This is a genomic window from Compostibacter hankyongensis (genome assembly GCF_039541075.1).
Lineage (GTDB): Bacteria > Bacteroidota > Bacteroidia > Chitinophagales > Chitinophagaceae > Compostibacter > Compostibacter hankyongensis.
On record NZ_BAABFN010000001.1, the window covers coordinates 250,763 to 263,635 of the forward strand.

Genomic DNA, 12,873 nt, shown 5'->3' on the forward strand with positions numbered 1-12,873 from the left:
ATCGCTTCCTTCCCTGACTCTTCGTCAGCGGGTAACTGAAACATCACCACTCATTTCTATGCAATTGGCAGAATGCAAACCTGTTGTAAGAAAGAACAGTCTTATTTTCAGTGAACTGGCCGGATGCGTTGTTTGCTCCCTCAAAATTAAGACACCCCGGGTAATTATTCCATGAAATTCTCCCATGAACACCATGAAAAAAATAGATGCAAGCAATCAAGGAATGCTTATGCCGAGTGCTTCAGCGCAAGGATATATCCGTGATGCCGTCCTTCATGATAAAGCAGGCAGAATGCCGGGATCTTTGCATGTATACCGTAGAAGAGATAAATTTGGGTGAGGATTACCCTTTATCCCGTCTGTAAATCCAGTTATAATCAACAGTACAACCATTCAGATCAGCTTAAAATGACAAAAACCGTAAGAAGGCTGTCGGGTATTGCATTACTTCCGCTATGGCTGGCGGTAGCCGGAATATCCGCCGGAGCGCAATCGCTTACCTCATATGTGGATCCCCTTATCGGCTCCGGAGGCCACGGTCACGTATTTGTCGGCGCCAGTGTTCCGTTTGGCATGGTGCAGCTGGGCCCCCAGAATTTTTTTAAAGGTTGGGACTGGTGCTCGGGTTATCATTACGGGGACAGCGTCCTGACCGGCTTTGCCCATACCCACCTGAGCGGCACGGGCATCGGCGATCTGGGGGATATCCTGATCATGCCCTATACCGGCCCGGTGAAAACCGGTAAGGGAAAGGAGCAGGTGCGCGGCAGCGGCTATGCCTCCCGCTATTCCCACCGGCGGGAAAAGGTAAGACCCGGCTACTATTCCGTTCATCTGGACGATTACGATATCCTTGCCGAGCTGACGGCCACGGAGCGGGTGGGCTTTCACCGGTATCATTTTCCTGCGGGCAAAAATGCCCATGTGATCATCGATCTCAGGGAAGGGCTGAACGATCAGGCTACGGATACCTATATAAAGCAGCTGGATGCCTATACCCTGGAAGGATATCGTTTTTCGAAGGGCTGGGCAAAGGACCAGCGGATATTTTTTGCCATCCGCTCTTCTGTCCCGGTCCGGGAGTTTGAAGTCTATAACGATACTGTGCGACTTCGGGGAAAGGAAGGCAAAGGCCGGGCCGTGAAAGGGCTGATCAGTTTTGACAAGGCTCCCGCTGTACTGGAGCTCAAAGTCGGGCTCTCTCCCGTCAGTTCTGAAAATGCTCTCGCCAATATCCGGACGGAGATCCCGGGCTGGGATTTTGAAGGGGTGGCGAAGCAGGCCGATGCACAATGGAACAGAGAGCTTTCCCGGATCACCATTCAGACCCGTAATGATTCCGATAAGCGTGTTTTCTATACGGCGCTTTACCATACCATGATCGACCCCGCCGTTTTTAATGATCATAACGGGGACTACCGCGGCACAGACAAAAAGGTGTATAAAAAAGCTGCGTTTACCAACTATTCGGTTTTCTCGCTCTGGGATACTTACCGGGCGGAGCATCCGCTGCTGATCCTTACCCAGCCCAAAAGGGTTGCCGATATGGTGAATTCCATGCTGGCCATTGATGATCAGCAGGGCAAGCTGCCCATCTGGCACCTGATGGGCAACGAAACCGGCACCATGGTAGGGATCAGCAGCCTGCAGGTGATCGCGGAAGCCTATCTGAAAAACATCGGCGGATTTGATCCTGCCCGGGCCTATGCAGCGGTGAGGTCGACCGCCATGACCGATCCGCTCGGTCTGAAGTATGTAAAGGCCTTACAGGCGATTCCACAGGATGCCGAGCGACGGTCGGTAGCCAAGGGATTGGAATATGCCGTCAGCGACGGCAGCATCGCCCTCATGGCCAGGAAGATGGGGAAATCCGGCGATTATAGCTATTTCAGGAAAAGGGCCGGCGGTTATAAACGGTACTTCGATCCTGCCGACGGGTTTTTCAAAGGTAAATTGTCCGGAGGGCAATGGATGGCGGATTTTAACCCGTTGAAAAGCAATAATAATGTGTATGCCGAAGGAGATGCCTGGCAGTACCTGTGGCTTGTCCCGCAGGATGTGGAGGGGCTGGTCTCGCTGCTGGGCGGTGAAAAGCGCTTTAATAAAAGGCTGGATTCGTTTTTTATCCTGAAGCCCGACCCTACCGAAGACCTGGCGGACCTGACCGGTCTCATCGGTCAATATGCCCACGGGAACGAGCCCAGTCACCATATCGCCTACCTTTACGCCTATACGGGACAGCAGTGGAAAACCGCCAGAACGGTGCGGTATATTATGCATGATTTCTACCGCGACGATCCCGACGGCATCATCGGCAACGAAGATTGCGGCCAGATGTCTGCCTGGTACGTTTTTTCCTCCCTGGGGTTTTATCCTGTCTTTCCCGCTTCCGGCGTATATGTGATCGGCAGCCCCCTGTTTGACAAAGCCACGTTGAATCTGGCCAACGGCAAAAAATTCACGGTGGAAACCGTTCATAACGGCCCGCAGAATCTGTATATTACCGGCCTGGAGCTGAACGGAAAAAAATACGAAAAAGATTTCCTGCGCTACGAAGATATCATGAAGGGCGGGGTACTGAAGGTATTTATGGGCGACCGCCCTGCGCGTGATTTCGGAAAACTACCCGGTAACCGGCCGCCTTCACCTTACTGAGCTGTCTGAGTTTATTTCTGCGGATCAGGCGTCGCCCGCCGCAGCTTCCCGGAAAAATTCATCGAGCGTCCGGCTGCCGTAAGGCGGCGCCAGCATGTCCATCGTGAGCACTGTCAGCAGAAATTCGACGGGGCCATAGATCTTTACGGATGTAAAAGTGTGCAGCAGCCCCAAAGCAATGGTCTTTACCCAGACGGGGATGCAGGTGATCGCGGCTTTTTTGTTCAACGCTGCGAAGGCCATCTCTGCTATCTCCCGATGGGTCAGGATCTGCGGGCCGCCGATGGCTATTTCTTTTTCATTTTTTTCGAGGGCGCTTATGCAGGCTTCCGCCAGGTCCGCTCCGTGGATGGGATTGATCCTGAAATTTCCTTTACCGAACAGGTATATCCTGCCCTTTTCCGCCATCGTCAGAAATTCGCGCATATCCGCAAAAAATCCGTTCGGCTGTATAATGCAATAATCCAGTCCGGAACTTTTTAACGCCGTTGCAAATTTTTGCTTGGCCCTGATCATCTTCAGATGCTGCAGCCGTTCTGCGTTGGCGATAAAGATGAAGACGAACTTTTTTACCCCGCCTTGCTGCGCTTCGCGGAGCAGGTTCATGTTGGCCTGATAGTCCACGTCCATATAGGTGAGCCCGTCCTTCTGCCGGGTAATGCCGAGGGTGGAGATCACCACATCGATCCCGGCGCAGCAGCCGGAGAGGGTTGCGGGGCCGGTCGCTTCACCTTTAAAGACTTCATCCGCCGGAATATGCAGCTGTTGCAGCTTTTTGGTATTCCGGGCCAGGGCGCGGATGAAGTAATGTTGCTTTTTCAGCTCCCGGCAGAGATGGCTGCCTAAATATCCTGTCGCTCCGGCTACAAGTACCCTGGTCATGATATCGCGTTCTGATGGTTGAGATGGTAACCCGGTCATCCCGGTGCCTGAAGGTAACAGATTATGGGGGCTTAAAAAAATTTTGCGTAACCGAAAGGTTACATTATATTTGTAACCGAAAGGTTTCAGAACGTTAAAGAAATGAGAAGAGATGTTTTTCAGGCCATTGCCGATCCGACGCGCAGAGAGATCATAGGAATGCTGTCGCAACGGCCGTTAAACCTGAATGCCATTGCGGAGAACTTTGATATCAGCAGACCGGCGGTTTCCAAGCACATCAGGATACTGACCGAATGCGGCCTGGTGGCCGTACAGCTGCGGGGACGGGAACGGTATTGTCACGCGCAGCTGCATAAGCTGAAAGAAGTGGTGGACTGGACGGAGCGGTACCGGGTATTCTGGACGAAGAAATTAGATGCGCTTGAGGATTTTCTGGCGGCAGATCAAAGATCCGGAAAGAAGGTACAGACCAAAATCGCAAACAGAAAAATTTCAAAAAAGAACCGCTGATAATCCGCTGCAGGCGGACCGTCATTAAAAAAGCTTGACCGATGAAAAACGCACAGTCCGCCGGCGGGCGGGAAGCCCCCTTTGTCATTGAACGTATCTTGAATGCGCCGGCTGAGAAAGTCTGGCAGGCCATCACCGACAAGGATCAGATGAAGCAATGGTATTTTGATCTCGAGGTTTTCAGGCCGGAAGCCGGATTTGAGTTCAGCTTCTATGCCGGGCCGGATGAAAAGCAATGGCTGCATGAATGTAAAGTCCTGGAAGTGATACCCGGCAAAAAGCTGAAGTACAGCTGGCGTTATGCGGGTTATGAAGGTGTTTCTTTCGTCACCTGGGAATTATTTGCCGATGGCAATAAAACCAGGTTGAAGCTTACCCACGAAGGACTGGATACCTTCCCGGCCGATGTTCCCGAGCTCGGGAAAGAAAATTTTGCCATAGGATGGCAACAGATCATAGGCGCTTCCCTGAAAAACTATCTCGAAGCTACTGCGGATAGCAACCCGCCCTGTGCAGAGGCGCAGATGCTGATCCGAAAGCCGGCCGCTCAGGTCTTCGAAGCTTTTGTTGATCCCGGCATCACCGCGAATTTCTGGTTCACCAAAGGAAGCGGCAGGTTGGAGGTAAACAAAAACGTTACCTGGGAATGGGAGATGTATGGCGTTTCCGCCCGGGTAGTGGCAAAAGTGATTTTACCCGGGGAGAAGATATTGTTCGAATGGAACGAGCCGGCCCGGATGGTTGAGTTTACCTTTAAGCCCTATAAAGGCGACGCCACTTTGGTAAAGGTTACGGAATGGGGGTTCGACAAGCAGGGGGATGAGCTGATCGCCGCCATCAGAGACTCCACCGGTGGATTTACCACCGTGCTGGACGGCCTTAAGGCCTTTCTGGAGCATGGTATTCACCTGAACCTGATCGCGGACAAGTTTCCGCCGCAAAAATGAAAATCGTATCTTCCGGCATGATCCGTTTCAGATTTTTTTATCCCCTGTTATGTCTGGCCGGGCTCTGGCTGACTACGGGCACGGCTTTTTCCCAGGTGAAGGTGCTGAGGGTGTCCCCGCCGGCCACCGGGGCGGCTATCGAAACCGTACACGGTCCGCACATCGCGCTGTATGACCCGCATACGTCCTCCCGGCACCGGCTTATCCTGATGATCGTCGGCACCGGGGCGTCGGCGGAGGGGATCCGGCCGTTCGACAGCTGTTTTGCCGCCATGGGCTATCATGTTGTCAGCCTCGATTATAAGAATAATGTGATCACCACCACCTGCTCAAACAGCAGGGACAGCGGTTGTTTTGATCATTTCCGCGAAGAGATCGTTACGGGTACGCCGGTCAGCGAAGTGGTACAGGTAGATACGGTAAACAGCCTGTTCCACCGTTTTCAGCAGCTGTTGGCTTATCTCGCAAAAGAGGATCCGCAGGGTGGATGGCAGGAATTCGTCCGGCCGGACGGGCAGCCCCGCTGGGAACGTATTATCACCGCCGGCCATTCCCAGGGCGCAGGTCATGCCGCCTGGCTGGGGAAGCGGTTTCGCGTGGACCGGGTACTTATGTTTTCCGGTCCGCAGGATTATCTCAACCCATATCATATGCCCGCAGGATGGCAGTCCGGCAGCAGCGCCACGCCTCCTTCCCGGTTTTTTGCTTTCCTGCACCGCAAAGATCCTTTCGACGTTACCCACCAGCTGGCCAATTGCAGCAGGCTGATGGAGACCCGCCGCCCCGACACGCTGGCGGTACAGCCCGGCCGTCCCGTCCGCGGCCGGCAGCACATCCTGATCACGGACATACCTACGAAGAATCCGCACGGGTCCACCCTGAACCCGGTGTTTGTGCCGGTATGGCAATACATGCTAACGGCAAGGGGTAGACGCTGATCGCTGTTTACAGCGATTTTACAAACTCCGTCACTACGGCTTTATACTGTTCCATATCGGCTTCCGGCAGGGGTTGGAAGCGGAAGTTGCGGCAGGCTTGCAGGGTCTGCTCCAGTGCAAAGCCTTCCTGCGCCACGCTGTAGAAATAGCCTTTCTGCATCAGGTAGTCGCCCAGGTAAACCTGTTCCGTCTGGCCGGGGGTGGGTACCAGCACGGCCTTTTTCCGCATCCGTACCAGGTCCATGACGGTAGTATATCCCGATCGCGTCAGCACCAGCGCTGCCGCATCTATGGCGGCGGCGAGCGCGCCGGCGTCCAGGTGGTTCACCTGCCGTACCGTTGCGGAGATCATCCGGTCGTACGTGTTGCCGGGCTGTCCGCTGACGACCAGCGCTTTCAGCGGTAGCTGCGGCAGCTGCCGGAGAATGCTTTTCTCAAAATGGGTACGCTGGGGCTCCGGTCCGGAGATCAGTACCAGCAGGTCGTATTTTTTTTCAATCCCCGGCAGGGATTCAAAACGGGAAAGCGCTCCGAGATATCGGACATGGCGGGGCATATGTTTCGGGTGGGATAGAATCCCGGCCAGATTGGCGGGCCCTTCGAAATCCACCACCCAGCATTCCCGGAAACGGTTGATAAAAAAATAATTGATACGCTGCAGCCAGCGGTCCGTGCTGGGGTGAAAGGGGGATTTTACCAGCAGCTGGTGGGTCATGATCACACAGGGTATCCGCTTGTGGAACAGCCCGAGGCGGTTATCGGAGATCACGGCGTCGATCTTGTATTCGATGACCATCTCTTCCAGCCAGCGGCGCTCGCGTCGGATGGCTTTGCCGAGTTTAGGCACCTGCCGGAGCATCTTAATGCCAAAGCCGCTGCCTTTGTCGGCATACGTGATCCGGTAGCCCGGCAGAGGCAGGATGGAAAGCCGGGGAAATTCCTGCTGCAGCAGGGCCGCATGCTTCCCTTCGGCGCCGATCAGCACCTCGCAGCCCAGCGCGGTCAGCTCGCGGATGATGGGGATGCAGCGCGTGGCATGGCCCAGGCCCCAGTCCAGCGGAGCTACCAATATGCGTTTGGGTTGGGGAAAAGAAAAAGACAAAAGGTTGCCGTTTTTTTACGAAATTAGTTTAATTTAACTTTGTACTTTATTAAGAAATAGTTATCCGGAAAACCGGGACACGGCGCGCGTTCCCATGGGCAGACACCGGAGGGCAGGTCCCTCCTGCGGAATACCGGCCGGTGGAAGAAGGCCGCGGCAGCGATGGAGGTAGGGTTTCCGGCGAAAGCGCTGATATGGGCAGAAGAACAAAATGGTTGTGGTTCCTGTTATTATTAGGTACACTGGGGCTGGGAAGTTGTAAGGTGCTGAAAGGAAAAGGCTGCGGGTGTCCTTCTATACCCCGGGGCCGCATGCATTAACCCTTAAGAGAAAGCCATGCAAACAGCAGAAAGAGACCTACTGATTGTAGCCGGCGCTACCCGCTACAGCAATGCAGATATCGAAAAGGAAGTATTGCGGATCGTACACCTGCTTACCGGCGTGGAAACGCTGGCTTACACCCGCGGGGTGGTGGAGCTTATCGAGGTAAACCGCAACCGTATTACCAGCAAGATTTTTCCCCTGGACCGCGCCCTGCGGAGCAAAAAGCTAAAGCCCTTCCAGTTTATTTTCCACAAAAATTAGCCGCTCCTGAGCGCGGGATTTGCGTCTGCTGCGGTATGCCGCTCTCGCATTCCCAGGACGTGAAGCGCGGTCACGAAAAACCCGGCAGCCGATCTGACCCTCAAACCGGAAACCTCAAACCGGAAACCGGAAAATCGCGGATCAGAAACTTTTAGACCATCCCAAGGCTCCATTCCGAGCCAATCAACTTTAGGCGTTGAACTTTAAACCTTAGACTTCCGGAACCGGAAACCTCAAACCGGTTGCCGGTTTAGCGAAATTCCTGTAGGTTTGCGCCGTACCTGAAACGGTAATCAGTCACAACAGATTATTTTCTATGTCCGACCTGCTGGATTTCCTGCTGCCGGTGAGCCTTTCCCGGTTAAATCACGACGAGACCTATAACGATTTTCAGATCGGCAGTCAGGTCCTGCTGCACGATACGCAGTTTCCCGACTGGGAACCAGCCTCCGTAGTGCTGGTAGGCACGGGAGAACAACGGGGAGCCGGCACTGCGGCGGATCCGGGTTATCCTGACGAAATCCGGCGGCAGCTGTACCGTCTCTATCACTGGCATGAGGGTATCGTGCTGGCCGATCTGGGGAATATCCGGCAGGGTGCTACGCTGCAGGATACCTATGCGGCGCTGAAGACCGTGGTGCATACGCTCGTCACGGCGGGAAAAACCGTGCTCATCCTGGGCGGATCGCATGACCTCACCACGGCCCAGTACCAGGCCTATGTCCTCGGGAAGAAAATCGTTGAGGCCACGGTGGTAGACGCCCTGATCGATCTGCAGGAAACGCCGCATCCCCGTTCTGCGGCTTTTCTGATGGACATGCTTACGGGGCAGCCCAATTATGTGCGGCATTACAACCATATCGGTTTCCAAAGTTATTTTGTACATCCCCGTATGCTGGAAACGCTGGATAAGCTGCGGTTCGACTGCTACCGCCTGGGTAAGGCGCGGGAAAATCTGGAAGAGATAGAACCGGTGCTGCGGAATTCGGATATGCTGAGCTTTGATATCTGTGCTATCCGGCGTGCGGAGGCTCCGGCAGCAGGACTTTCTCCCAACGGCTTTTCCGGTGATGAGGCCTGCATGCTGGCCCGCTTTGCGGGCATGAGCCTTTCGCTCAGCTCTTTCGGCATATATGGCTACAACCCGCTCCGGGACCCCGGCGGGGATACCGCCCTCCAGATCGCCCAGATGATCTGGTATTTTATAGACGGAAAGTCGGTGCACAACCGCGAGGCGCCGCTTGAAGAAAAAACGGCCTTCCTCGAATTTTATGTCACCTTTACGGACGTAGCCACCACCTTTATAAAAAGTAAAAAAACGGGACGCTGGTGGATGCAGCTGCCCGGGGGCCAATACATACCCTGTGCCTACAGCGATTATCTCGCCGCCTGCAACAACGAGATACCCGAACGCTGGCTGCGGGCGCAGGAGCGGTTGTCCTGACCCGCGGGGCGGCGAGGCTTCCGTGTTTTAATTTTATGGCGATATGCGTTATATCCTCCTGTTGCTGGTCACCTTTACGCTGCCCCTGCATGTACTGCGGGCGCAGACCTCCCTGGCCCGGCTTGCGGAGCAGACCCTCATCAATGCACCGGGTCTGAACAGGGGATATGCCGGCATCTGCATCTATGAGCCGGCTACCGGTAAATATCTTTACGGGCATGATGATGATAAATACTTTACCCCTGCTTCCAATACGAAGATCTATACCCTGTATGCCGGGCTGAGCACGCTGGGCGATTCTACCACCGGCATCCAGTATCAGCAAAGCAGGGATACGCTTTATATCCGGGGTACGGGCGACCCGTCTGTGCTGCATCCCCATTTTGAGGAACAACGTGTGCCGGAGTTCCTGAACGGCGTTACGCTGCCCCTGGTGTTCACCAATCCGGGGTATGATAACGAAATCTACGGACCGGGCTGGGGTTGGGATGATTATAACGAAGAATACCAGCCGGAGCGGTCAGCCATGCCCCTCTACGGAAATGTCGCCCGGTTTACCGTCCGCAATTACAGGCTGCAGGTAATGCCGTCCTATTTTGAACCGGACCTCCGCACGGAGGCGGATGAAAGTCTCCATCCTGTACACTTCTTCGTGCAGCGGGACCGGGCCACCAATATCTTTGATCACCGCGTACGCGTGCGGGACGACGAGGAGGCGCAGGAGGTGCCCTTTGTAACAGACGGGGGAAGGGTCAGCGCCATGCTGCTCGAAGACACCCTGCACCGGGGCGTGCTGTACGATGCCCGTGCAGGCAACTCCCTCCCGGCGACCGGGTGGAAAGCGGTGAAGAACATCCCTTCCGACAGCCTGTACCGGGACATGATGTATCACAGCGATAACTTTTTCGCCGAGCAGGTATTGCAGATGTGCTCCATGCAGGTCTTCAACCGCATCGACACCCATAAAATGATCGGCTATATGCTGGAGCACGGGCTGAAAGGCCTTCCCCAGGAAGCACGCTGGGTGGACGGCTCGGGTTTATCCCGTTTTAACCTGTTCACGCCGCGCGACATGGTCTTTGTGCTGAACCGGCTTTACCGCGAATTTCCCCATGAGCGGCTGTATGGTATCTTTCCCACCGGCGGAAAGGGAACGCTTTCCCATCTTTACCGGGATATGGAAGGCGCCATCTTTGCCAAGACCGGCAGCCTGAGCAATAATTCTGCGTTGAGCGGTTACCTGATCACCCGCAGCGGGCGCACGCTGATCTTCAGCCTGATGGTTAATCACTATATCTGTCCTGCCGCAACGGTGCGGCTGGCGATGGAGCGCTTTCTGCGGGAAGTATACCGCAATTATTAAGGGGCGCCGGGCTCATGTTATGGGCGTCCCGGAGCCCTGCAGATGCAGCGCTATGGACCGTCGGACGCTACGGGGCGCCGCTTAGCTTCCTTCCGCGATCTTGGCCTTGATCTTGGCCTCCACCTCGGCGGCCAGCTCGGGGTTGTCCCGCATCAGCTGTTTGATGGCGTCGCGACCCTGCCCCAGCTTGTTGCCTTCATAGCTGAACCAGGAACCGCTTTTCTGGAGTATGCCGAAGTCTACCCCCATGTCCACGATCTCGCCGCCCTTGGAAATGCCTTCGCCGAAGATGATATCGAACTCCGCCAGACGGAAGGGAGGGGCCACCTTGTTTTTCACTACCTTTACCTTCACCCGGTTCCCGATGGCGCCTTCCCCGTCTTTGATCTGGGCCATCCGCCGGATGTCCAGGCGTACGGAAGCGTAAAACTTAAGGGCGTTCCCGCCGGTGGTGGTTTCAGGGTTGCCAAACATGACCCCGATCTTTTCGCGCAGCTGGTTGATGAAGATACAGCAGGAGTTGGTCTTGCTGATGGTGGCCGTCAGCTTGCGCAGCGCCTGCGACATCAGCCGGGCCTGAAGCCCCATCTTGCTGTCGCCCATCTCGCCTTCCAGCTCCCCTTTCGGGACCAGGGCGGCTACCGAGTCGATCACCACCACGTCCAGCGCGCCGGACAGGATCAGCCGGTCGGCGATCTCCAGGGCCTGTTCTCCATAGTCGGGCTGGGAAATGAGCAGGTGCTCCACATCTACGCCCAGCTTCTGGGCATAGTTGGAATCAAAGGCATGCTCGGCATCAATAATGGCGCACATCCCGCCCTTCTTCTGGGCCTCGGCGATGACGTGGATGGCGATGGTGGTCTTACCGGAAGATTCCGGCCCGTAGATCTCGATGACCCGCCCGCGGGGCAGCCCGCCCACGCCAAGCGCTACATCCAGCCCCAGGGAACCGGTAGAGATCGTTTCCAGCTGGCGCTCGCCCCGTTCGTTCATCATCATTACGGATCCTTTGCCAAAGTCTTTGTCGATCTTATCCATGGTAAGCCGGAGGGCTTTCAGCTTTTCGGAAGTTTCATTTGCCATAATAGTTGTTTTAGGATAAAAAACTAAAAATTTTAGTAAATATAAGAAAATTGCTAAAATCAATAGCAAAAATTTTATACCGATATACGAATGTAGGATGTGAGAAGGCAATCTAATTGCGCAGCGCCCCGGTCAAATTATCCAGACGGCCATCAGCTGGGCTACGATGCCCGCCATCAGGCCCCAGTAGAGCTCCCGCGGAGAATGCGCTCCCAGCAGGAGCCGGCAGGTACCCAGTACGCCCGCCAGCAGGATAAGCGCCATCAGCAGGGGCGCCGCGGAGAAATAGGGCGCGCTGAGGAGGGTAAAGCCCATACCCAGCAATCCCCCTGCCCCCAGCAGGTGCATGCTTATCTTCATAAAGATGTTACAGAGAAAGGCAATGATGATGGCGATAAAATTGCCCAGCATAAAAGCGGTGAGCTCCTGCGGAATATCTTTCTGATGACGGAAGACATAAAAGATCCAGAAATAGAAGATCATGGTGGCGGCATACGGGATGATCCGGTCCCGCTGGGTGCGCATATAAACAGACTGGATGAATCCCAGCGCCTTGAGCAATAAGGCGGTTATGCAGGGAAAAAGAATGGTATTGAGTATAACGGCGCCCAATACACGAAAGCGGAAGAAGCCCGTAAAAGCAGCAAAATGATAGGGATAGGCCCATACGATCAGCAACGTCCCGTAGAGGGGCATGAATACCGGATGAAAGACAACGGTAAAAAAATGAGCTGCAGCGCGTAACACGGGTGAAAAAGCCGGCATCTGCCGGGTTGCCTCCTCCGGCCCCATATGAGATTCTTCCGTCACGAATGGTTTTTGATACATGAAAGGGGAGCTAAGTTAGCAATTCCCGGGGAAACGCGCGCCCGGGGCGAAATATACCGGGAGAAAAAAGTTTTGGATTTTTATTCAGGATAATTATCTTTATGCAAACGATTGCTTGCCGCATGAATCCTGAAGGAATTTCCGAATCCGACCGCCGGCAGAAACCGTATCACCGGCAGCATCCTTAAAAAGTTTCCGTATGTAGTATCCATTAAAGCCTATGTTCTGACATTAACCAAAAATATCGTTATGCTTTCTTACTCCATCCTTCCCTCTCCTGAAACGCATACGAACACGGGACCACCCGCGGCGTTTCTTTTTCAAACAATCCCATTTTCTCCCCCTTCCGGCGCTATCCACCGGACGGCCGCAGGTCGTTCTCCGGGCGATGGTTCTTTCCGGGAAGTAGCTCCCTGCGCGGCGTCCGCGTCATGGACACAGGCGGAGACATCATAATCTTTTCCGTTTAATCGCCGGGGTATGACCGGCCTTTTTCTGCCCGAACAGGGTATCGGCGGAGCTGCGTCCGCGGTCCG

11 protein-coding genes are annotated in these 12,873 nt (G+C 54.7%); 7 read left to right on the forward strand and 4 right to left on the reverse strand.

Going from position 1 to position 12,873, the window contains the following annotated elements; genetic code table 11:
- The first annotated feature begins 408 nt into the window (after nt 1-408).
- Nucleotides 409-2,655, forward strand: coding sequence for a GH92 family glycosyl hydrolase (locus tag ABD851_RS00985; protein ID WP_344973880.1), 2,247 nt, complete (start codon nt 409-411; stop codon nt 2,653-2,655).
- 24 nt (nt 2,656-2,679) lie between these two features.
- Here the strand turns inward: ABD851_RS00985 and ABD851_RS00990 are convergent, their stop codons facing one another.
- Nucleotides 2,680-3,537 carry an SDR family oxidoreductase gene (locus ABD851_RS00990; protein ID WP_344973883.1) on the reverse strand — a complete coding sequence of 286 codons (858 nt, stop codon included), beginning with the start codon at nt 3,535-3,537 and terminating at the stop codon, nt 2,680-2,682.
- A gap of 141 nt (nt 3,538-3,678) precedes the next feature.
- Between ABD851_RS00990 and ABD851_RS00995 the strand changes: the two genes are divergently transcribed.
- Genes ABD851_RS00995 through ABD851_RS01005 form a run of 3 tightly spaced genes read left to right on the forward strand, consistent with a single transcriptional unit; the run spans nt 3,679 to nt 5,932 of the window.
- Nucleotides 3,679-4,047 (forward strand): ArsR/SmtB family transcription factor, encoded by a 369-nt coding sequence (locus tag ABD851_RS00995; RefSeq protein WP_344973886.1) that lies wholly within the window; start codon nt 3,679-3,681, stop codon nt 4,045-4,047.
- Between the two features lie 41 nt (nt 4,048-4,088).
- Nucleotides 4,089-4,994: an SRPBCC domain-containing protein gene (locus ABD851_RS01000; protein WP_344973889.1), complete on the forward strand. Its 906-nt coding sequence runs from the start codon at nt 4,089-4,091 to the stop codon at nt 4,992-4,994.
- A gap of 17 nt (nt 4,995-5,011) precedes the next feature.
- On the forward strand, nt 5,012-5,932 hold the full coding sequence (locus tag ABD851_RS01005) for a BPSS1187 family protein (RefSeq protein WP_344973892.1): 921 nt from the start codon (nt 5,012-5,014) through the stop codon (nt 5,930-5,932).
- Nucleotides 5,933-5,939: 7 nt separating this feature from the next.
- Here the strand turns inward: ABD851_RS01005 and ABD851_RS01010 are convergent, their stop codons facing one another.
- Entirely contained in the window at nt 5,940-7,034 is a 1,095-nt protein-coding gene (locus tag ABD851_RS01010; RefSeq protein WP_344973895.1) for a glycosyltransferase, read from the reverse strand.
- Between the two features lie 336 nt (nt 7,035-7,370).
- On the opposite strand from ABD851_RS01010, the gene ABD851_RS01015 reads away from it, so the two are divergent.
- The 3 genes from ABD851_RS01015 (at nt 7,371) to ABD851_RS01025 (ending at nt 10,426) form a co-directional block, all read left to right on the forward strand.
- Entirely contained in the window at nt 7,371-7,619 is a 249-nt protein-coding gene (locus ABD851_RS01015; RefSeq protein WP_344973898.1) for a hypothetical protein, read from the forward strand.
- 316 nt (nt 7,620-7,935) lie between these two features.
- Nucleotides 7,936-9,063 (forward strand): formimidoylglutamase, encoded by a 1,128-nt coding sequence (locus tag ABD851_RS01020; protein ID WP_344973901.1) that lies wholly within the window; start codon nt 7,936-7,938, stop codon nt 9,061-9,063.
- Between the two features lie 43 nt (nt 9,064-9,106).
- Entirely contained in the window at nt 9,107-10,426 is a 1,320-nt protein-coding gene (locus ABD851_RS01025) for a D-alanyl-D-alanine carboxypeptidase/D-alanyl-D-alanine-endopeptidase (protein WP_344973904.1), read from the forward strand.
- 81 nt (nt 10,427-10,507) lie between these two features.
- Here ABD851_RS01025 and recA read toward each other — a convergent pair whose 3' ends face one another.
- The gene (recA, locus tag ABD851_RS01030) at nt 10,508-11,509 is read right to left on the reverse strand and encodes a recombinase RecA (protein ID WP_344973908.1); all 1,002 of its coding nucleotides are present in this window, start codon (nt 11,507-11,509) and stop codon (nt 10,508-10,510) included.
- 132 nt (nt 11,510-11,641) lie between these two features.
- Nucleotides 11,642-12,319 carry a hypothetical protein gene (locus ABD851_RS01035; protein ID WP_344973911.1) on the reverse strand — a complete coding sequence of 226 codons (678 nt, stop codon included), beginning with the start codon at nt 12,317-12,319 and terminating at the stop codon, nt 11,642-11,644.
- Nucleotides 12,320-12,873 lie beyond the last annotated feature (554 nt).